Raw genomic sequence first — 20,621 nt, 5'->3', positions numbered from 1 at the left:
AGGTCCACAATTGTTGCGTTGGCTGATCCTATACAGCCACCTTCTCCGGTCCGAGATGAGTGTAGCGGCTCAGCATCCGTGGATCACGATGCCCACTGATAAGAGCAACCTCAGGCACACTCAGACCATATTCAAAGAAGCGAGACACAGCCTCATGCCTCAGGTCATGCAGCCGTAAATCCTCAAGACCAGCTCTCTTCCTCAGCCTCTCCCATGCAAGACGCACAGCATTAGGCGTCACAGGGAATACCCGCTCGACTTTCCTCTCCAAAGAGGCCAGTATCTCGACCGCCTTAGGAGTGAGCGGGATTGTGCGAGGATGGCCGTTCTTGGTCTTTAGGATGCGGATGGTCGGAGCAGTCATATCAACGTCCTTCCACCAGATAGACAGGAGTTCGCCGCGCCTCATCCCTGTTTCAATGGCAAGGGCAATCAAGGGACGAAGGTACCAAACCGAGGCTGAGGCGGCTGATGCTAGAGTGTTGCCCTCTCCTTCTTCCAGTCGCCTTTCGCGTGACCTCTGAGCCTCGGGCATTGTGATCTGCTGAACAGGATTATTGAGGATGGGCAGACTCCATTCTTTCTTAGCAACCTCGAAGCAGTGTTGAACGATAGCAAGCTCACGCCTCACGGTTCCTGGTTTGACGAGCTTGAGTCGGTCATCGCGGTATTGAGCAACCGCCGCAGGAGACAGCTTATTGAGAGATACCTGAGCGACGGCATGAGCCAGGATGGTCTTGATCCTATATTGCTCAGGTTCTGCCCCGCGCTTGGCTGGGGTTATTGTTTCGCTGTATCGGCGCAGAAGGTCGCCCACGGTCATGCCCTTCAAGGCACGCGCAGTGGTCGGGAGTTCAGCGCGGTCGATAGCTCGTTCCTGGTCCCTTGCCCACGCTGCGGCGTCAGACTTGGAAGGAAACGTCTTTGATAGGGGAGGGTAGCCTTCTCGCCGGACTTGAGCTTGCCAGGAAGAGCCGCGCTTGCGGATGGTCGCCATTATCGTTTTCCGTCTAGCTGTGACAACGCTGTGACGGATTGGCTTATTTGGCTGGTAGGGGCGTCCTAGTCCTAGAGCTGAAAGACAAGGCAATTCAGCATCTTAGCACTTGGTGGAGCTGAGGGGATTCGAACCCCTGACCTCTGCAGTGCGATTGCAGCGCTCTCCCATCTGAGCTACAGCCCCGGTCGATTGAATCGAGCCAAGTAGCGGTGGTTTTAGGCCTGCCGGCTTTGGTCTGTCAATCGGCCGGGTGAGACGTTCGAGACCATCTCCGGACGGGAGGATCCGGCCAGCCGGGGTTTATGGGTTGTTCAGCCCCGCTTCAGTCGCTACATGAGCATCGCCGATCCCCGACAGGTTTCCCATGCGCGCCCTTCTCAACGTCATTCTGCTGGCCCTGCAGCTCTATACCTATCTCATCGTCGCCTCGGCGATCCTGAGCTGGCTGGTCGCCTTCAACGTGGTCAATACCCGCAACGATTTCGTCCGCTCGATCTGGAACTTCCTGGATGCGGTGACCGAGCCGGTCCTGCGCCCGATCCGGAGCATCCTGCCCAATCTGGGCGGGGTCGACATCTCGCCCATCATCCTGATCCTGCTGATCATCTTCATCCAGAACCTGATCGTCGACTACCTGATGCCGATCGCCTTCTAAGGGGGGGAAGGCCTTGGCCTGGAGCCTCCGCCCTGGCGGCCTGGAGGTCCGGGTCCGCGTGACGCCCCGGGGCGGGCGGGATGTGCTCGACGGGCTCGAGAGCTTGGCGGACGGCCGGACGGTGCTGAAGGTCCGGGTCAGGGCGGTGCCTGAGGACGGGGCCGCGAATGAGGGTGTCCGGCGCCTCCTCGCCAAGGCGCTCAGGGTTCCCGCCTCGGCGGTGAGCCTGGAAGCGGGCGCCACCGCGCGGCTGAAGACGTTTCACATTGCGGGCGAGGGGGAGAAGCTTTCCGCCGCGCTCGCCGCATTGACAGGATGGGACATCCCATGAGCGCCACGATCATCGACGGAAAAGCCTATGCCGAGGGATTGCGCGGCCGCATCGCCGGGGCCGTCAGTGATCTGGCCGACCAGGGCTTCACCCCCGGGCTCGCCGTGGTGATCGTCGGCGAGGATCCGGCGAGCCAGCTCTACGTGAAGAACAAGGCGCGCCAGACCGTCGAGGTGGGCATGCGCTCCTTCGAGCACAGGCTGCCGGCTTCCACCGGCGAGGCGGAGCTTCTCGACCTCGTCGCCCGGCTCAATGCCGATCCGGCCGTGGACGGCATTCTGGTGCAGTTGCCGCTGCCCCGGCAAATCGACGCCCAGAAGGTGATCGAAGCCATCGATCCGGCCAAGGACGTGGATGGCTTCCATCCGATCAATGCTGGCCGGCTGATGACCGGCGTGCCGGGCCTGGTCTCCTGCACGCCGCTCGGGTGCCTGCTGCTGGCGCAGTCGGTGCGGCGGGATCTGTCGGGGCTCGATGCCGTGGTGGTCGGGCGCTCCAACATCGTCGGCAAGCCCATGGCGCAGCTGCTCATCGCCCAGAGCTGCACGGTGACGGTGGCCCATTCGAAGACCCGCGACCTGGCCGATGTGTGCCGCGGCGCGGATCTCCTCGTGGCGGCCGTGGGGCGGCCCGAGATGGTGCGCGGCGACTGGATCAAGCCCGGCGCCATCGTGATCGACGTGGGCATCAACCGAGTGCCGAACCCGGCCGCCGGCGAGGGCAAGACCAAGGTGGTCGGCGACGTGGCTTATGCGGAGGCCGCCGGGGTCGCGTCCGCCATCACGCCGGTGCCCGGCGGCGTCGGCCCCATGACCATCGCGTGCCTGCTGCGCAACACGCTCGAGGCCGCCTGCCTGCGGCGCGGCCTCGCCATGCCGGCGGTGGATTTCGCTGCCTAAAACATCGGATCCGGCAGCGGATGCCGCTTCCGGATCCGGGGCGGATCAGTTCGCCGCGAAGCAGTAGAACAGGCCCGCGCCGCCGGTGCCCTTCAGGGCGTCCTGGCTGCAGCCGCCGCGGGACGCGTGGGACGAGTTCCAGGACTTGGCCGGAGGCGACTCGTCGAGGCCCGTGCGGTCGTGGTGTCCGAGCATGGCCGCTCCCTCCGTGCCGCTCTTCGTCCAGTTGCCGCAGGTCATGTCCTGGCTGCCCGCGAAGGCGGTGCCGTCGGGCTGCGAACCGGTGAGCATGTCGTGCTCGTTGGGCTGGTCGCCGCGGCCTTTCACCGGCTCGCCCTTCTCGGTCAGCGCCGTCTGCTTGGTGAGATTGTTGCCGGCGCCGTGCAGATCCGCCACGTCCTTGGCGATCACCACGCCCTTGGCGTTCTGCCAGGGACCCCGGCCGATGCGGTCCTTCGCATTGGTGGCCGTCGCGCCGCCCGTCGCCTGCGTGGAGAGATAGGCCCGCCACATCTTGCCGCGAATGCCCGCGGCCTCCGCCAGAGTCTGGCAATGCCGGTCCGCGCCGTCCAGCCCGCCGAGATCCGCGCCCTTGCCGGAGCCGGTGCTGGTCACGAAGAACGTGGTGCCCTGGGCGCTCTGGGCTTGCGCGCCGCCCAGGGGGGCGACGGCCACGAGGCCGATGGCGATAAGCGATAGGCGGTCCAATCCCTGCATTGCGTCCTCCTTGCTGGTGTCCTGCCGCGCTGTGCGGGCGAACGGTCGTAGAGACGCTTCAGCCGGAGAATTATTCCCTGTTCACGGCGTTGTGAGGATGGCCGGGACATGGATCAAGCCTCCTTGCGCAAATGCTCCACCAATTGCCGCGCCGAAGGCGGCAGGTCTTTCAGGGCGCGAATGCACAGGGTGAGGTCGCGGGCCGCCCAGGCGTCCTCCAGTTCGACCGGAATGATGTCTGTGGTGCGGGCGGCGCGGCGGGCGGTGGTCTCGGGCACGATGCCGAGGCCCACGCCCGCCTCCACCATGCGGCAGACGGCGTCGAAGCTCCTCAGCTGCACCCGCAGGCGGATCGGCTTGCCGATGCGCGTCGCCTTGCCGGCGAGGAAGCGCTGGAGGGCGCTTGCCCGGTCGAGGCCGACGAAATCGTGCTCCAGCACCTCGGCGAAGGGAATGCTGGCGCGGACGGCCAGAGAATGGCTTTTCGGCACCACGAGCACGAATCGGTCGCTGCGGAACGGGTAGGTCTCCAGCCGGCCCGTATCGACGGTGCCGGCCACGATGCCGAGATCCCCGACGCCCTCCGCGATCAGGCCGACGATCTCGTCGCTGAGGCGCTCCTCCAGGTCGATGGAGACCTGCGGGTGCTCGGCCAGGAAGGCGCCGAGGGCCTCGGGCAGGAACTCCGTGAGGGCATTGGTGTTGGAGAGGATCCGGATCTGTCCGGTCAATCCGCCCGTGTAGGAGCCCAAATCCTCCCGCAGGCGCTCCGCCTGGGCGAGGAGGGTGCGGGCATGTTGGAGCAGGGTCCGGCCGGCTGGCGTCGGAGTCACGCCGGCGCGGGTTCGCAGAAGGAGGGGAGCGCCGAGGGACTTTTCCATGTTGCGGATGCGGGTGCTTGCCGCCGCCAGCGCCAGATGGGCCCGTTCGGCCCCGTGGGTGATACTGCCGGCCTCGACGACGTGGCGGAAGAGGCTCAGGTCCGTCAAATCGAATTGCATAGGTTTCCTTCGTCAACCGCGAAGGGAGATAAGAATAATTAGAAATTGTGCGATAAGCGAGCCTAGAGCAAACTTCGCGGCTGACGAAGTGTGCCGGTTGCCGCGCGTTCGGCAGAAGGTGCATTGCGGTGTTGCCGCGCTTCCGTTACGAACCATTCCAAACTACGGGCGGCCGACGTCGCCGATCAGGAGTGAACACCATGGCTGAGGCGAAAGTGGCCCCGCGGCCCCTGTCCCCGCATCTTCAGATCTACCGGTGGAGCTGGACGATGGCGATGTCCGTCGCCCACCGCATCACGGGCGTCGCCCTCTACGGCGGCATCGCGCTGTTCGCCATCTGGCTCGTGGCGCTCGCCTCCGGGCCCTCCGCTTTCGATGCGGTGCAGTGGTTCTTCGGCTCGCCTCTCGGGTATCTGATCCTGTTCGTCTACACCTGGATCCTCATGCACCACATGCTGGGCGGCGTGCGCCACCTGGTGTGGGATTTCGGCCATGGCATGGAGCCGGCCCAGCGCATCAACATGGCCCGCTTCACCCTCATCGGCTCGGTCGCCCTTACTCTGGCGATCTGGATCGTCGCCTTCATCGCGTTCTAAGGAGAAGGACACATGGCCGACAACAGGGCTGATACCCGCGTTTCCATGCGCACCCCGCTCGCCCGCGTGAAGGGCCTCGGGGCCTCCGGGCACGGGGTCGAGCATTGGTGGATCCACCGCGTCACGGCGGTGTCGAACGTCCCCCTGATCATTTCCTTCGTGATCATCGTGGCGGCGCTTGCCGCCTCGCCCTCCTACCAGGACGCGATCGCCGTCATCTCGCATCCGCTGGTCGCGATCATCCTGATCCTCGCGGTGCTCTCGGTCACGAACCACATGCGGCTCGGCATGCAGATCGTCATCGAGGACTACGTCCATCACAAGGGCCAGAAGATCGCCGCCACCATGGCCAACAATTTTTATGCCGTGATCATCGCGGTGGCGTGCCTCTACGCCATCCTCAAGGTCAGCCTCGGCCGCATCCTCGCTTAAGGAATTCTCACATGGCTCAAGCAACGAACGGCGCCGCCGTCAACGGCAAGGCCTATACCATTATCGACCACACCTTCGACGTGGTGATCGTGGGTGCGGGCGGCGCGGGTCTTCGCGCCACCGTCGGCTGCTCGCAGGCTGGCCTCCGCACCGCCTGCATCACCAAGGTGTTCCCGACCCGCTCGCATACGGTGGCCGCTCAGGGCGGCATCTCGGCGTCGCTGGGCAATATGGGGCCGGACGACTGGCGCTGGCACATGTACGACACCGTCAAGGGCTCGGACTGGCTCGGCGACCAGGATGCCATCGAGTACCTCGTGCGCAACGCGCCTGCGGCGGTCTACGAGCTCGAGCACTGGGGCGTTCCCTTCTCCCGCACGGCCGAGGGCAAGATCTACCAGCGCCCCTTCGGCGGCATGACGACCGATTTCGGCAAGGGCACGGCGCAGCGCACCTGCGCGGCCGCCGACCGTACGGGCCATGCGATCCTGCACACCCTCTACGGCCAGGCGGTGAAGAACCAGACCAACTTCTTCATCGAGTATTTCGCCCTCGACCTGATGATGGATTCCGACGGCCGCTGCGTCGGCGTCGTGGCCCTCAACCAGTCCACCGGCGAGATCCACCGCTTCCGCGCCCACATGACGATCCTGGCCACGGGCGGCTATGGACGCGCCTATTTCTCCGCCACCTCGGCCCATACCTGCACGGGCGACGGCAACGCCATGGTGCTGCGCGCCGGCCTGCCGCTGCAGGACATGGAGTTCGTGCAGTTCCATCCGACCGGCATCTACGGCTCGGGCTGCCTCATCACCGAGGGCGCGCGCGGCGAGGGCGGGTATCTCACCAACTCGGAAGGCGAGCGCTTCATGGAGCGCTATGCGCCGTCCGCCAAGGACCTCGCCTCCCGTGACGTGGTCTCGCGCGCCATGACCATGGAGATCCGCGCCGGCCGCGGCGTCGGCAAGAACAAGGACCACATCTATCTCCATCTCGACCACCTCGATCCCAAGATCCTGCACGAGCGCCTGCCGGGCATCTCGGAGAGCGCCAAGATCTTCGCCGGCGTCGACGTGACGAAGGAGCCGATCCCGGTCCTGCCGACTGTCCACTACAACATGGGCGGCATCCCGACGAACTATCACGGCGAGGTGCTGACCCTGAAGAACGGCAACCCGGACACGGTGGTGCCGGGCCTGATGGCGCTCGGCGAAGCGGCCTGCGTGTCCGTGCACGGGGCGAACCGCCTCGGGTCGAACTCGCTGATCGACCTCGTGGTGTTCGGCCGCGCGGCGGGCCTGCGCTGCGCCGAGATCCTGGAGCCCAACGCCCGTCACGCGGACCTGCCCAAGAACGCCGACGAGCTCTCGCTCTCGCGCCTCGACAAGTTCCGCTACGCCAACGGCTCGACCTCGACGGCGGATCTGCGCCTGCAGATGCAGAAGACCATGCAGAACAATTGCGCGGTGTTCCGCACGGGCGAGGTTCTGGAAGAGGGCAGGAAGCTCATCCACGACGTGTGGAACGCGGCCGCCGACATCAAGGTCACGGACCGTTCCCTGATCTGGAACACCGATCTCCTCGAGACGCTGGAGTTCGACAACCTGATCGGCCAGGCGGTCGTCACCATGGAGGGCGCGGCGAACCGTGAGGAATCTCGCGGCGCCCATGCCCGCGAGGACTTCACCGAGCGCGACGACAAGAACTGGATGAAGCACACGCTCGCCTGGCTCGACGACACCTCGCACAAGGTGACCCTCGATTACCGCCCGGTGCACACCTACACCATGTCGAACGACATCCAGTACATCGAGCCCAAGGCTCGCGTGTACTAAGGAAGACGAAAACGATGGCTCAGTTCACGCTTCCCAAAAACTCCAAGTACACCGAAGGCCAGACCTGGCCGAAGCCGGAAGGGGCTTCGAACGTCCAGGAATTCCGCATCTACCGCTGGAACCCGGACGACGGGCAGAACCCGCGCATCGACACCTATTACGTCGACCGGGACGATTGCGGCCCGATGGTTCTCGACGCGCTCCTGTGGATCAAGAACAACGTCGATTCGACGCTGGTCTTCCGTCGCTCCTGCCGTGAGGGGATCTGCGGCTCCTGCGCCATGAACATCATGGGCGGCAACACGCTGGCCTGCACGCTGGGCATCGACGATTGCGCGTCGGACTCGATCAAGATCTATCCTCTGCCGCACATGCCGGTGCTCAAGGATCTAGTGCCCGACCTGACGAGCTTCTTCGCTCAGCACGCCTCGGTCGAGCCCTGGCTCCAGACGGAGACGCCCGCGCCCGAGACCGAGTGGCGCCAGACCCCGGAGGAGCGCTCCAAGCTCGATGGGCTCTACGAGTGCATTCTCTGCGCCTGCTGCACTACCTCCTGCCCAAGCTACTGGTGGAACGGTGACCGCTTCCTGGGACCGGCGGCCCTGCTCCAGGCCTATCGCTGGCTGATCGACAGCCGCGACGAGAACACCGGCGACCGGCTCGACAATCTGCACGATCCGTTCCGGCTCTACCGCTGCCACACGATCATGAACTGCGCCAATACCTGCCCCAAAGGCCTCAACCCGGCCAAGGCGATCGCCGAGGTCAAGAAGATGATGATCGCGCGAGTCGTGTGACGCTTCCATGCAACAATCCCACAAAAAGGCGCCTCGGGCGCCTTTTTTTGTCTCCGCCGATCCCATATGTCGAAGCCGGAACCATGTTGGCCTGGGTTCATATTCCTTCCCGTAGCCTGGGCCGTCATAACCCGTCCGAAGGGACGGCCATGCCCGCGAGGACCAAGATGACGAAGCCTGTCTGGCTGACGACCGCTGTAATCTGCTCCGCCCTGGCGCTCGGGGCGTGCTCCTCCACGCGGCTCGGCGGACCCCCGACCCGCAGCGCAGCGGCGGCGCCGATCACCGAGGTTCCGCCCGTCGAGGCCGTGCCGTCGGGACCAGTCGAGGCGGCGCCGCTGCCCCCGCTCGCCGGCGCACCCGTCGCACCCGACGTGACGACTCCCCCGGCCGGCGGAACCGACATCGCCGGCCTTCCGCCCGCGCCCCCGCCCCCGACCATCGGGGCGCCGGCTCCCGCACCTGCGGCGGCTCCCGCGAGCCGCACCGCGATGGTCGGCAACTGGAGCGTCCAGACGTCCGGGGGCTCCTGTCGGGTCCAGTTGTCGAGCTCGCCCGCTCTCGATCTCTATCGGGCCTCCGCTTCCGGCTGCTCGAACCAGGACCTGTCCAAGGTCAATGCCTGGGACTACCGGGACGGAGAAGTCTATCTCTACCAGACCGGCGGTGCCGTGACGGCGCGCCTGCGCGGCTCGTCCTCGTCCCTCAGCGGCGTTCTCGCCAAGTCCGGCGCGCCGCTCTCCCTCTCGCGCTGATCGGCCGGCAAAACCGACCCGCCCTTGGTGAATGATCCTCCGACGTCATGGCCGGGCTTATCCGGCCATCCCGGTCCGGTCAGGCGCCGAGCTTCTCTTGGTTGGGATCACCGGCGCGAGGCCGGTGACAACGGCAGTAGCGCTCGGCCGGTCCGGCGCCGGAACGGGCCGACTTTTCGAAGCGCCCGGCCCGAAGACGTTTGCGCTGCAGGGCCCGGAGGGGTATCGATCATCCCGTGAACGACACCTCCTTCTCCTCGCCCCAATCCATCACGGCCCGCTACAACGCCCTGGTCACGTCCGGCGCCATCGAACGCGATCCGGCCCAGGTTTCCCTGCTCAAGCGGCTCCAGGCGCTGGCCGAGAGCCTCGCCAACCATCGGCTGGCCCGCAAGCCCAGCGCCCTCGGCTGGCTCTTCGGCCAGAAGAGCAGCGCGCCGCCGAAGGGGCTCTACGTCTGGGGCTCCGTCGGGCGCGGCAAGACCATGCTGATGGACCTGTTCTTCGAGGCGCTCCCGGTCCGGCGCAAGCGCCGGGTCCATTTCCACGCCTTCATGGCCGACGTGCACGGGCGCATCCACGACTACCGGCAGAAGCTGAAAACCGGCCAGGTCTCGGGCGACGATCCCATCGGCCCGGTGGCGGAGGCGCTCGCCGACGAGGCCTGGGTGCTGTGCTTCGACGAGTTCACCGTCACGGATATCGCCGACGCTATGATCCTCGGGCGCCTGTTCACGGCCCTGTTCGCCCGGGGCGTGGTGGTGGTGGCCACCTCCAACGTGGAGCCGGACCGGCTCTACGAGGGTGGCCTGAACCGCTCGCTCTTCCTGCCTTTCATCGGGCTGCTGCAGGAGCGGATGGCCGTGGTGAAGCTCGAATCCCGCACCGATTTCCGGCTCGAAAAGCTCGCCGGCAGCCCGGTCTTCTACACGCCGGCCGACGAGCACGCCCATGCGGCCCTGACCCGGGCGTTCAAGAGCCTGACGGGACGCGAGCAGGGCAAGTCCCTGGTGATGACCGTCAAGGGACATCCCGTAGAGGTGCCGCAGGCCGCCGGCGGCGTGGCGCGCTTCGCCTTCGGGGATCTCTGCTCCAAGCCGCTCGGCGCCGCCGATTACCTCGCGCTGGCGGAGGCGTTCCACACGGTCATTCTCGAGAACATCCCGACGATGTCCCTCGAGCGCCGCAACGAAGCGAAGCGCTTCATCCTGCTCATCGACGCCCTCTACGATGCCCACGTGAAGCTCCTGGCCTCGGCCGAGGCAGAGGTGCATGAGCTCTATCACGCCGATACCGGGCGCGAGGCGTTCGAGTTCGACCGCACGGTGTCCCGGCTCATCGAGATGCGCTCGGAGGAATACCTGTCCCTGCCGCATGGCCGCTCGGATTCGGAAGCCTCAGGCAGCACCACGGGGCTCGCCGAGACATGAAGCGGCCCTCCGGCGCAGCCGTGCGGTCGACCGAGACCGCCCCCGCCGACACCCGCCTTCTCGCCATCGCGGCGCACCAGCTCAAGGAACATGGCCCCAGGCACGTCACTGTCGTCGGCATCGCCGATGCCGCGGGCATGACCCATGCCAACGTCTACCGCTACTTCGCCAGCAAGGCGGCTCTCATCGACGCGGTGGCCGGGCAATGGCTGCGGCGGATGGAGGCGACCATCGCGGACATCGCGGATTCCCCGGATCCCGCCGACGACAAGCTGGAGCGCCTGATCCAGGCCTGGGCCCGGATTCACCGGGATCTCCTGAAGGAAGACCGGCATCTCTTCGACGTCTATTGCACGGCCACCGAGACCGCCCGTCCTCTGATCCGCAAGCACCGGTCCCGGATGCGTGTGCTGATCGACCGGGTGCTCGACGAGGGGATCACGACGGGCAAGTTCGACCCCCGGGACCGCGAGAAGGCTCATTCCTTCGTGACCGATTCCGTCTACCGCTTCATCAATCCGCTTACGGTTCGTCTCGATGCGGAGGTCCCTCAGACCATCCTCGACCAGCGTCTCGCCACCATGATCCGGGTCGTCCTGAGAGCCCTGGCGAACGGTAGCGTATAACGCCAGTTACAATTTGCAAAAAATGTAACAGAAAAATTCCGACCCTTCTCGAGCAGTCAAGATCCTGTAATCATGAAGACTTTTCGAACCGTTAAGCTTGTCGAGACTTTTCCGACGGGTCAAAGCCGGACCCGTTAACCTTTTGGTCGCTTGATGACGGCCCATCTCTCATGGCAAACAGCGCCACCTCAAAAAAGGCTCATGCCAAAAACCAAGGACAGACCATGGCCCGGAAAAAGATCGCGCTCATCGGTGCAGGCCAGATCGGCGGAACGCTTGCCCATCTCGTCGGCTTGAAGGAACTCGGCGACGTCGTTCTCTTCGATATCGCGGAAGGCATTCCCCAGGGCAAAGGTCTCGACATCGCCGAATCCGCGCCGGTCGACGGGTTCGACGCCAGGTACAAGGGCGCCAACGACTACGCGGCCATCGAAGGCGCCGACGTGATCATCGTGACGGCCGGCGTGCCGCGCAAGCCCGGCATGAGCCGCGACGACTTGATCGGCATCAACCTGAAGGTCATGGAAGCGGTCGGCAACGGCATCAAGCAATACGCCCCGAACGCCTTCGTCATCTGCATCACCAACCCGCTCGACGCCATGGTGTGGGCGCTCCAGAAGTTCTCCGGCCTGCCGCAAAACAAGATTGTCGGCATGGCCGGCGTGCTGGACTCGGCCCGCTTCCGCCACTTCCTGGCCGAAGAGTTCAACGTGTCGGTCGAGGACGTGACCGCCTTCGTGCTCGGCGGTCACGGCGACGACATGGTGCCGCTGGTGCGCTATTCCACGGTCGCCGGCGTCCCGCTGCCCGACCTGGTGAAGATGGGCTGGACCTCTCAAGGTAAGCTCGACGCCATGGTCGAGCGCACCCGCAAGGGCGGCGGCGAGATCGTCAACCTGCTCAAGACCGGATCCGCCTTTTACGCGCCCGCCGCCTCGGCGATCGCGATGGCCGAAAGCTACCTCAAGGACAAGAAGCGCGTCCTGCCCTGCGCGGCCTATCTCAACGGCCAGTACGGCGTGAAGGATATGTTCGTGGGCGTGCCGATCGTGATCGGCGAGAACGGCGTCGAGCGCATCGTCGAGGTCGAGTTCTCGGCCGACGAGAAGGCCATGTTCGAGAAGTCCGTCGCCTCGGTGCAGGGTCTCGTCGACGCCTGCAAGCAGATCAACTCGGCCCTCGCCTAACCCATTCGCGTCATGGCCAGCCCTGTGCCGGCCATCCACGTCTTCACTCGCCACGCTGCAAAAGGCGTGGATGCCCGGGCCAAGCCCAGGCATGACGAAGAGGAAAACAGATGAACATCCATGAATATCAAGGCAAGGCAGTCCTGAAGGAATTCGGCCTGCCCGTCTCCCGCGGCAAGGCCATCTTCTCGGCCGACGAGGCAGAGGCCGCCGCCAAGGAACTCGGCGGACCGCTCTGGGTCGTGAAGTCCCAAATCCATGCGGGCGGCCGCGGCAAGGGCAAGTTCAAGGAAGCCGCCGCCGGCGAGAAGGGCGGCGTGCGCCTCGCCAAGTCCGTCGAAGAGGTCAAGGAATTCGCCAAGCAGATGCTCGGCAACACCCTTGTGACGATCCAGACCGGCGAGGCCGGAAAGCAGGTCAACCGCCTCTACATCGAGGATGGCTCCGATATCGACACCGAGCTCTACCTGTCGATGCTCGTCGACCGCGCCACCGGCCAGGTCGCTTTCGTCGTCTCGACGGAAGGCGGCATGGACATCGAGCAGGTGGCCCACGACACCCCCGAGAAGATTCTGACCTTTTCGGTTGATCCGGCGACCGGCGTGATGCCTCACCATGGCCGCACGGTCGCCAAGGCGCTCGGCCTCAAAGGGTCGCTCGCCAAGGAAGCCGAGGACTTGGTGACCAAGCTCTACAAGGCCTTCATCGCGAAGGACATGGAGATGCTGGAGATCAACCCGCTCATCGTCACCAAGGACCAGCACCTCAAGTGCCTGGACGCCAAGATCTCGTTCGACTCGAACGCCCTCTACCGTCACCCCGAGGTGATGGAGCTGCGCGACCTCACGGAAGAGGACGAGAAGGAGATCGAGGCCTCGAAGTTCGACCTCGCCTATATCGCGCTCGACGGCACCATCGGGTGCATGGTCAACGGCGCCGGCCTCGCCATGGCGACGCTCGACATCATCAAGCTCTACGGCGAGGAGCCGGCGAACTTCCTCGATGTCGGCGGCGGCGCGTCCGAGGAGAAGGTGACGGCAGCGTTCAAGATCATCACGGCCGACCCGAACGTGAAGGGCATCCTGGTCAACATCTTCGGCGGCATCATGAAGTGCGACGTCATCGCCCGCGGCGTGATCGCCGCCGTGAAGACCGTCGGCCTGCAGGTTCCCCTGGTGGTGCGCCTCGAGGGCACGAACGTCGAAGAGGGCAAGCAGATCATCCGCGAATCCGGCCTCAACGTGATCCCGGCGGACGACCTCGACGACGCCGCCCAGAAGATCGTGAACGCCGTGCGCGGCGGAAAGTAAGGTTTCGAGCTGATGTCCATCCTCATCGACAAGAACACCAAGGTCATCTGCCAGGGCTTCACCGGCAAGAACGGGACCTTCCACTCCGAGCAGGCCATCGCCTATGGGACCAAGATGGTCGGCGGCACCTCGCCGGGCAAAGGCGGCTCGACGCACCTGAACCTGCCCGTGTTCGACACGGTCATGGAAGCGCGCGAGAAGACCGGCGCCGATGCCTCGGTCGTCTACGTTCCGCCGCCGGGCGCCGCAGACGCCATCTGCGAGGCCATCCAGGCCGAGATCCCGCTCATCGTCTGCATCACCGAAGGCATCCCGGTGCTCGACATGGTGCGCGTGAAGCGGGCGCTGGAAGGCTCCAAGTCGCGCCTCATCGGGCCGAACTGCCCCGGCATCGTGACGGCCGGCGAGTCGAAGATCGGCATCATGCCGGCCAACATCTTCAAGCCCGGCTCCGTCGGCATCGTGTCGCGCTCCGGCACCCTCACCTACGAGGCGGTGTTCCAGACCACCAATGAAGGCCTCGGCCAGACCACCGCGGTCGGCATCGGCGGCGACCCGGTGAAGGGCACCGAGTTCATCGAGATGCTCGACATGTTCCTGTCCGATCCCAAGACCGAGTCGATCGTCATGATCGGCGAGATCGGCGGCTCGGCCGAGGAAGAGGCGGCCGAGTTCATCGCCCGCGAGGCCAAGAAGGGCCGCAAGAAGCCGATGGTCGGCTTCATCGCGGGCCGCACGGCTCCTCCCGGACGCCGCATGGGCCATGCGGGCGCCATCATCTCGGGCGGCAAGGGCGGCGCCGAGGACAAGATCGCCGCCATGGAGGCCGCGGGCATCCGCGTGTCCCCGTCGCCGGCTCGCCTCGGCAAGACCCTGGTCGAGGTTCTCAAGGGCCAATAACCCAGCACAGGGCCGCCCCGGCGCCGGGGCGGCCGTCCCTCATTTGGATCGACAATTGCCATGGCACGCCAAGACGCCAACGAAAACTTCCTGAACACCGCTTTCCTCTACGGGGCGAACGCCTCCTACATCGAGGATCTGCAGGCCCGCTACGAGAAGGATCCCTCCTCGGTCGATGCCGAGTGGCAGGCATTCTTCGGCGCCCTGAAGGACGACAAGCAGGCTGTCGAGAAGGCGGCCAACGGCCCGTCCTGGGAGAAGCCCAACTGGCCGATCCACGCCAATGGCGAACTCGTCTCCGCCCTCGACGGCAACTGGGCCCAGGTCGAGAAGGCGGTCGGCGACAAGATCAAGGCGAAGGCGCAGGCCAAGGGCGTCGAGATCAGCCAGATCGACGTGCAGCAGGCGACCCGCGATTCCATCCGCGCCATCATGTTGATCCGCGCCTATCGGGTGCGCGGCCACCTGCATGCGAAGCTCGACCCGCTCGACATCAATCCCCGTCCGAACGATCAGGAGCTGCATCCGTCTCATTATGGCTTCACGGAAGCCGACTGGGACCGCAAGATCTTCCTCGACAACGTGCTCGGCCTCGAGTTCGGCACGATCCGCGAGATCGTGGCGATCCTGGAGCGCACCTATTGCCAGACGCTCGGCGTCGAGTTCATGCACATCTCCGATCCGGTCGAGAAGGCCTGGATCCAGGAGCGCATCGAAGGTCCAGATAAGGAGATCACCTTCACCAAGGAAGGCAAGCGCGCCATCCTCAACAAGCTCGTCGAGGCGGAAGGCTTCGAGAAGTTCCTGGATGTCCGCTATACCGGCACCAAACGCTTCGGTCTGGACGGCGGCGAGTCGCTGATCCCGGCGCTCGAGCAGATCATCAAGCGCGGCGGCAATCTCGGCGTGCAGGAGATCGTGCTCGGGATGGCCCATCGCGGCCGCCTCAACGTGCTCACCCAGGTGATGGGCAAGCCGCACCGGGCCCTGTTCCACGAGTTCAAGGGCGGTTCCTTCGCGCCCGACGACGTGGAAGGCTCGGGCGACGTGAAGTACCATCTCGGCGCCTCTTCCGACCGTACATTCGACGGCAACAACGTCCACCTGTCGCTGACCGCCAACCCGTCCCACCTCGAGATCGTCGATCCCGTGGTGCTCGGCAAGGTCCGGGCCAAGCAGGACCAGCACGGCTGCACGCCGGAGAACCGCGGCGCGGTGATGCCGCTCCTGATCCATGGCGACGCGGCCTTCGCCGGCCAGGGCGTGGTGGCGGAGTGCCTGGGACTGTCCGGCCTGCGCGGGCACCGCACGGGTGGCTCGATCCACTTCATCATCAACAACCAGATCGGCTTCACCACCGATCCGCGCTTCTCGCGCTCCTCGCCCTATCCGTCGGACGTGGCCAAGATGGTCGAGGCGCCGATCTTCCACGTGAACGGCGACGACCCGGAGGCCGTGGTGTTCGCCGCCAAGGTGGCGGCGGAGTACCGCCAGCGCTTCCAGAAGCCCGTCGTCATCGACATGTTCTGCTACCGCCGCTTCGGCCACAACGAGGGCGACGAGCCGGCCTTCACCCAGCCGCTCATGTACCGCAAGATCCGGTCGCATCCGGCGATCGTCGAGCTCTACTCCAAGAAGCTCGTTACGGAGGGGGTCGTCACCGAGGCCGAGGTCGAGGAGATGAAGTCTAGCTGGCGCTCGAAGCTCGACGCCGAGTTCGACATCGCGTCCAATTACAAGCCCAACAAGGCCGACTGGCTCGATGGCCGCTGGTCCGGCCTGAAGGCCGTGCGCGAGGATCAGGACGATCCGCGCCGCGGCCAGACCGGCGTGTCGGTCGAGACCCTGCAGCAGATCGGCAAGGCGCTCACGACGATCCCGGAGGGCTTCCATCTCCATCGCACGATCCAGCGCTTCCTCGACAACCGGAAGAAGATGCTGGAGACCGGCGAGGGGCTCGACTGGGCCATGGCCGAGGCGCTCGCCTTCGGTTCGCTCCTGCTCGAAGGCCATCGCGTGCGCCTCTCCGGCCAGGACGTGGAGCGCGGCACCTTCTCGCAGCGCCACACGGTTCTCACCGACCAGGAGAACGAGGAGCGCTACACCAACCTCAACCACATCAGCGAGAACCAGGCCCGCTACGAGGTCATCAACTCGATGCTCTCGGAAGAGGCGGTGCTGGGCTTCGAGTACGGCTATACGCTCTCTGAGCCCAACGCGCTGACCCTGTGGGAAGCCCAGTTCGGCGACTTCGCCAACGGCGCGCAGGTGGTGTTCGACCAGTTCATCTCCAGCGGCGAGCGCAAGTGGCTGCGCATGTCGGGTCTCGTGTGCCTGCTGCCGCACGGCTACGAGGGCCAGGGTCCGGAGCATTCCTCCGCCCGTCTCGAGCGCTGGCTGCAGATGTGCGCCGAGGACAACATGCAGGTCGGATACTGCTCGACTCCGTCGAACTACTTCCACATCCTGCGTCGTCAGCTGAAGCGCGACTTCCGCAAGCCGCTGATCCTGATGACGCCGAAGTCGCTGCTGCGCCACAAGCGCTGCACGTCGAGCCTCGCCGACATCGCGGAGGGGACCTCCTTCCACCGCGTGCTGCGGGACGACGCGCAGCTCGGGCGCGAGGGCATCAAGCTGGTGAAGGACGACAAGATCCGGCGCGTGGTGATCTGCACGGGCAAGGTCTATTACGACCTGCTCGAGGAGCGCGAGAAGCGGGGCATCGACGACGTCTACCTGCTGCGCGTCGAGCAGCTCTATCCGTTCCCGGCCAAGTCCGTGGCGGCCGAGCTCTCCCGCTTCAAGAAGGCCGACGTGGTGTGGTGCCAGGAAGAGCCCAAGAACATGGGCTCCTGGACCTTCGTCGAGCCCTATCTCGAATGGGTGCTCAAGACGGCCGGCTCGAAGGTGGACCGCCCCCGCTACGTGGGACGTCCCGCCTCCGCGGCCACGGCGACGGGCCTCATGTCCAAGCACACCGCCCAGCTGCAGGCCTTCCTCGACGAGGCCTACGCGGCCTGACGCGACCGGAGACCCGACCCGTGCCGATCCATCTCTGCAAGCTTCTGCCTCCGCGGCCGACCTTTCCGGGCGACATGACGCCGTCCGAGGCGGAGCTGATGCAGAAGCATACGGCGTACTGGCAGGATCTCGCCGACCGGGGCATCGCCCTGGTCGTCGGGCCCGTGCTCGATCCGGCCGGGATCTGGGGCATCGCCATCATCGATGCGAAGGACGCCGACGCGGCGGCCGCCCTCACGAGCGACGACCCCGTGATCGCCGGCGGCGGCGGCTTCCGATATGACATTCACCTGGTCCCGCAGGCCATCCTGCGGACGACCCATCAACCGAACCCTCTGTGAAGGGCCGTCCCTAAGGCGTAATCCATGGCAACCGAAATCCGCGTACCCACCCTTGGCGAATCCGTGTCAGAGGCCACCATCGGCCGCTGGTTCAAGAAGCCCGGCGATCCCGTGAAGGCCGACGAGCCCGTGCTGGAGCTCGAGACCGACAAGGTGACGCTCGAGGTCAACGCTCCCGCGAGCGGGACCCTCGGCGACATCGTGGCCAAGGACGGCGAGACGGTGAGCCCCGGCGCGGTGCTCGGCTCCATCGTGGAGGGCGGCGCGGCAGCCGCCGCGGCTCCTGCGGCTGCCCCGAAGGCGGAGGCGCCCAAGGCTGCTTCCGCTCCGGCGCCGGCCCCGGCTCCGGCGGCCGCTCCTGCCGGCGCGTCCAGGGACAACGGACCGGCCGTGGCCCGTCTCGCGGCCGAAAGCGGCGTCAGTCCGGCGGGCGTTCCCGGCACCGGCAAGGACGGCCGCGTGACCAAGGGCGACATGCTCGCGGCCATCGCCACGGGCGGCGCTGCGGCGCCCGCGCAGGCCGCCCCGGTCCAGGTCCGCGCCCCCTCGGCTCCAGTCGATGCCGAGCGGGAAGAGCGCGTGAAGATGACGAAGCTGCGCCAGACCATCGCGCGCCGCCTCAAGGACGCTCAGAACACCGCCGCCATGCTGACCACGTTCAATGACGTGGACATGAGCGCGGTGATGAACCTGCGCAGCCAGTACAAGGACGTGTTCGAGAAGAAGCACGGCACCAAGCTCGGCTTCATGGGCTTCTTCACCAAGGCGGTGATCCAGGCCCTCAAGGACGTTCCGGCCGTCAATGCCGAGATCGACGGGCAGGACCTCGTCTACAAGAACTACTACCACATCGGCATCGCGGTCGGCACCGAGAAGGGCCTCGTGGTCCCGGTCGTGCGTGATGCGGACGACCTGTCTGTCGCCGGCATCGAGAAGAAGATCGCCGATTTCGGCCGCCGCGCCCGCGACGGCAAGCTGTCCATCGATGAGATGCAGGGCGGCACCTTCACGATCACCAACGGCGGCATCTACGGCTCGCTCATGTCGACGCCGATCCTCAACGCGCCGCAATCGGGCATTCTCGGCATGCACCGCATCGAGGATCGCCCGGTTGTCCGCAATGGCCAGATCGTCGTGCGCCCGATGATGTATCTCGCGCTCTCCTACGATCACCGCATCGTCGACGGCAAGGAAGCGGTCACCTTCCTCGTGCGGGTCAAGGACGCGCTGGAAGATCCGGCCCGCCTCGTCCTCGATCTCTAAGTTTTCACCATATCCGTCATGGCCGGGCGTGTCCCGGCCATCTCGATCGGAGAGGCTCCGCGCTTCACCGCATCGGGATCGCCGGGACGGACCCGGTGATGACGCAGCGAGGGTAAATCCATGTCCTACGATGTCATCGTCATCGGCACCGGCCCCGGCGGCTACGTGGCCGCCATCCGGGCCGCGCAGCTCGGCCTGAAGACCGCCGTCGTCGAGAAGCGCAAGACCCATGGCGGCACCTGCCTTAACGTGGGCTGCATTCCGTCCAAGGCCCTGCTGCACGCCTCTCACATGTTCGAGGAGGCGCGCGATCACTTCGCCGGGCTCGGCATCGGCGTGTCCGCCCCGACCCTCGACCTCAAGACCATGCAGTCCTTCAAGCAGGAGGGCGTCGACGGCAACACCAAGGGCGTCGAGTTCCTGCTCAAGAAGAACAAGATCGACGCCTTCATCGGCACCGCGCGCATCGCGGCTCCGGGCCAGGTCGAGGTGACGTCGGAGGACGGCTCGAACCAGATGCTCGAGACGAAGAACATCATCATCGCAACGGGCTCCGACGTGACGCGCCTGCCAGGCATCGAGATCGACGAGAAGGTCGTGGTCTCGTCCACGGGTGCGCTGGAGCTCGAGAGCGTTCCGAAGCGTCTCGTGGTCATCGGCGCCGGCGTGATCGGCCTCGAGCTCGGCTCCGTGTGGCGCCGCCTCGGCTCCGAGGTGACGGTGGTTGAATATCTCGACCGCATCCTGCCTGGCATGGACGGCGAGGTCGCCAAGAACTTCCAGCGCATCCTCACCAAGCAGGGCTTCCAGTTCAAGCTCGGCTCCAAGGTCACCAAGGTGGAGAAGACCGGCAGCGGCGTGACGCTCACCTTCGAGCCGGCCGCCGGCGGCAGCTCCGAGACCATCGAGGCCGACGTGGTGCTGGTCGCCATCGGCCGCGTGCCCTACACGCAGGGGCTCGGCCTCGATCGCGTGGGCGTTCAGCTCGACAATCGCGGCCGCATCCAGACGGATGCGCATTTCTCCACCAACGTCACGGGCATCTACGCCATCGGCGACGTGATCGCCGGCCCCATGCTTGCCCACAAGGCCGAGGACGAGGGTGTTGCCGTTGCGGAAATCATCGCCGGCAAGGCGGGCCATGTGAACTACGACGTGATCCCCAGCGTGGTCTACACGTTCCCCGAGGTCGCCTCCATCGGCAAGACCGAGGAGGAACTGAAGGCGGCCGGAACCGCCTATAACGCCGGCAAGTTCCCGTTCACGGCCAATGGCCGCGCCAAGGTCAACCGCACCACGGACGGATTCGTGAAGATCTTGGCCGATGCCGCCACCGACAAGGTGCTGGGCGTCCACATCATCGGCCCGGAAGCCGGCAACCTCATCCACGAGGCGGCGATCACCATGGAGTTCGGGGGATCGTCCGAGGACATGGCCCGCACCTGCCATGCGCATCCGACTCTGGCGGAAGCTGTGAAGGAAGCAGCTCTCGCGGTCGAAAAGCGCGCGATCCACATGTAGGATT

21 protein-coding genes and 1 tRNA gene are annotated in these 20,621 nt (G+C 65.6%); 17 read left to right on the top strand and 5 right to left on the bottom strand.

Going from position 1 to position 20,621, the window contains the following annotated elements:
• Nucleotides 1–28 precede the first annotated feature (28 nt).
• Together KBI52_RS28655 and KBI52_RS28650 are read right to left on the bottom strand one after the other, a co-directional pair.
• Complete coding sequence (locus KBI52_RS28655; protein WP_210812466.1) at nucleotides 29–997, bottom strand: site-specific integrase; 969 nt, start codon at nucleotides 995–997, stop codon at nucleotides 29–31.
• Nucleotides 998–1,107: 110 nt separating this feature from the next.
• Nucleotides 1,108–1,183 (bottom strand) — tRNA-Ala (locus KBI52_RS28650).
• A gap of 181 nt (nucleotides 1,184–1,364) precedes the next feature.
• Here KBI52_RS28650 and KBI52_RS28645 point away from each other — a divergent pair.
• Genes KBI52_RS28645 through folD form a run of 3 tightly spaced genes read left to right on the top strand, consistent with a single transcriptional unit; the run spans nucleotide 1,365 to nucleotide 2,885 of the window.
• Complete coding sequence (locus tag KBI52_RS28645; RefSeq protein ID WP_210812465.1) at nucleotides 1,365–1,655, top strand: YggT family protein; 291 nt, start codon at nucleotides 1,365–1,367, stop codon at nucleotides 1,653–1,655.
• 13 nt (nucleotides 1,656–1,668) lie between these two features.
• Entirely contained in the window at nucleotides 1,669–1,986 is a 318-nt protein-coding gene (locus tag KBI52_RS28640) for a DUF167 family protein (RefSeq protein ID WP_210812464.1), read from the top strand.
• Nucleotides 1,983–2,885 (top strand): bifunctional methylenetetrahydrofolate dehydrogenase/methenyltetrahydrofolate cyclohydrolase FolD, encoded by a 903-nt coding sequence (gene folD, locus KBI52_RS28635; RefSeq protein ID WP_210812463.1) that lies wholly within the window; start codon nucleotides 1,983–1,985, stop codon nucleotides 2,883–2,885. Before KBI52_RS28640 ends, folD begins: the two co-directional genes overlap by 4 nt.
• Nucleotides 2,886–2,930: 45 nt before the next feature.
• Here the strand turns inward: folD and KBI52_RS28630 are convergent, their stop codons facing one another.
• The gene (locus KBI52_RS28630) at nucleotides 2,931–3,602 is read right to left on the bottom strand and encodes a hypothetical protein (RefSeq protein ID WP_173947429.1); all 672 of its coding nucleotides are present in this window, start codon (nucleotides 3,600–3,602) and stop codon (nucleotides 2,931–2,933) included.
• A gap of 113 nt (nucleotides 3,603–3,715) precedes the next feature.
• Complete coding sequence (locus KBI52_RS28625; RefSeq protein WP_173947428.1) at nucleotides 3,716–4,603, bottom strand: LysR substrate-binding domain-containing protein; 888 nt, start codon at nucleotides 4,601–4,603, stop codon at nucleotides 3,716–3,718.
• 200 nt (nucleotides 4,604–4,803) lie between these two features.
• Here KBI52_RS28625 and sdhC point away from each other — a divergent pair, with 200 nt between their 5' ends.
• The 13 genes from sdhC to odhB all read left to right on the top strand — a co-directional run bounded on the left by sdhC (nucleotide 4,804) and on the right by odhB (nucleotide 19,096).
• Nucleotides 4,804–5,199 (top strand): succinate dehydrogenase, cytochrome b556 subunit, encoded by a 396-nt coding sequence (sdhC, locus tag KBI52_RS28620; RefSeq protein WP_210812462.1) that lies wholly within the window; start codon nucleotides 4,804–4,806, stop codon nucleotides 5,197–5,199.
• Between the two features lie 12 nt (nucleotides 5,200–5,211).
• Nucleotides 5,212–5,631, top strand: coding sequence for a succinate dehydrogenase, hydrophobic membrane anchor protein (gene sdhD, locus KBI52_RS28615; protein ID WP_173947426.1), 420 nt, complete (start codon nucleotides 5,212–5,214; stop codon nucleotides 5,629–5,631).
• 11 nt (nucleotides 5,632–5,642) lie between these two features.
• Nucleotides 5,643–7,466, top strand: a complete 1,824-nt coding sequence (sdhA, locus tag KBI52_RS28610) for a succinate dehydrogenase flavoprotein subunit (RefSeq protein WP_173947425.1) — start codon at nucleotides 5,643–5,645, stop codon at nucleotides 7,464–7,466.
• 14 nt (nucleotides 7,467–7,480) lie between these two features.
• Nucleotides 7,481–8,263, top strand: coding sequence for a succinate dehydrogenase iron-sulfur subunit (locus tag KBI52_RS28605; RefSeq protein WP_173947424.1), 783 nt, complete (start codon nucleotides 7,481–7,483; stop codon nucleotides 8,261–8,263).
• 167 nt (nucleotides 8,264–8,430) lie between these two features.
• Nucleotides 8,431–9,018, top strand: a complete 588-nt coding sequence (locus tag KBI52_RS28600; protein WP_210812461.1) for an AprI/Inh family metalloprotease inhibitor — start codon at nucleotides 8,431–8,433, stop codon at nucleotides 9,016–9,018.
• Nucleotides 9,019–9,254: 236 nt separating this feature from the next.
• A complete protein-coding gene (gene zapE / locus KBI52_RS28595) occupies nucleotides 9,255–10,448 on the top strand; it encodes a cell division protein ZapE (protein ID WP_262265598.1) in 1,194 nt (397 codons plus the stop codon).
• Entirely contained in the window at nucleotides 10,445–11,074 is a 630-nt protein-coding gene (locus KBI52_RS28590; protein ID WP_173947422.1) for a TetR/AcrR family transcriptional regulator, read from the top strand. Before zapE ends, KBI52_RS28590 begins: the two co-directional genes overlap by 4 nt.
• Before the next feature lie 224 nt (nucleotides 11,075–11,298).
• A complete protein-coding gene (gene mdh, locus KBI52_RS28585) occupies nucleotides 11,299–12,261 on the top strand; it encodes a malate dehydrogenase (protein WP_210812460.1) in 963 nt (320 codons plus the stop codon).
• Nucleotides 12,262–12,371: 110 nt separating this feature from the next.
• Nucleotides 12,372–13,571: an ADP-forming succinate--CoA ligase subunit beta gene (gene sucC / locus KBI52_RS28580; RefSeq protein WP_173947420.1), complete on the top strand. Its 1,200-nt coding sequence runs from the start codon at nucleotides 12,372–12,374 to the stop codon at nucleotides 13,569–13,571.
• A 12-nt stretch (nucleotides 13,572–13,583) separates the two neighbouring features.
• Nucleotides 13,584–14,471, top strand: coding sequence for a succinate--CoA ligase subunit alpha (gene sucD, locus KBI52_RS28575; protein WP_114768157.1), 888 nt, complete (start codon nucleotides 13,584–13,586; stop codon nucleotides 14,469–14,471).
• 60 nt (nucleotides 14,472–14,531) lie between these two features.
• A complete protein-coding gene (locus KBI52_RS28570; protein ID WP_173947419.1) occupies nucleotides 14,532–17,492 on the top strand; it encodes a 2-oxoglutarate dehydrogenase E1 component in 2,961 nt (986 codons plus the stop codon).
• A gap of 20 nt (nucleotides 17,493–17,512) precedes the next feature.
• A complete protein-coding gene (locus KBI52_RS28565; protein WP_259060432.1) occupies nucleotides 17,513–17,833 on the top strand; it encodes a YciI family protein in 321 nt (106 codons plus the stop codon).
• 24 nt (nucleotides 17,834–17,857) lie between these two features.
• The gene (gene odhB / locus KBI52_RS28560) at nucleotides 17,858–19,096 is read left to right on the top strand and encodes a 2-oxoglutarate dehydrogenase complex dihydrolipoyllysine-residue succinyltransferase (RefSeq protein WP_173947418.1); all 1,239 of its coding nucleotides are present in this window, start codon (nucleotides 17,858–17,860) and stop codon (nucleotides 19,094–19,096) included.
• On the opposite strand, the gene KBI52_RS33530 is transcribed toward odhB, so the two are convergent.
• Nucleotides 19,093–19,218, bottom strand: coding sequence for a hypothetical protein (locus KBI52_RS33530; protein WP_256439521.1), 126 nt, complete (start codon nucleotides 19,216–19,218; stop codon nucleotides 19,093–19,095). The two genes, odhB and KBI52_RS33530, sit on opposite strands and share 4 nt — an antisense overlap.
• On the opposite strand from KBI52_RS33530, the gene lpdA reads away from it, so the two are divergent.
• Nucleotides 19,217–20,617 carry a dihydrolipoyl dehydrogenase gene (gene lpdA / locus KBI52_RS28555; protein WP_210812459.1) on the top strand — a complete coding sequence of 467 codons (1,401 nt, stop codon included), beginning with the start codon at nucleotides 19,217–19,219 and terminating at the stop codon, nucleotides 20,615–20,617. The two genes, KBI52_RS33530 and lpdA, sit on opposite strands and share 2 nt — an antisense overlap.
• The last annotated feature ends 4 nt before the right edge of the window (nucleotides 20,618–20,621 follow it).

Source organism: Microvirga sp. HBU67558 (assembly GCF_018069605.1).
Lineage (GTDB): Bacteria > Pseudomonadota > Alphaproteobacteria > Rhizobiales > Beijerinckiaceae > Microvirga > Microvirga terrae.
This window is presented reverse-complemented; position numbering and strand designations above follow the sequence as displayed.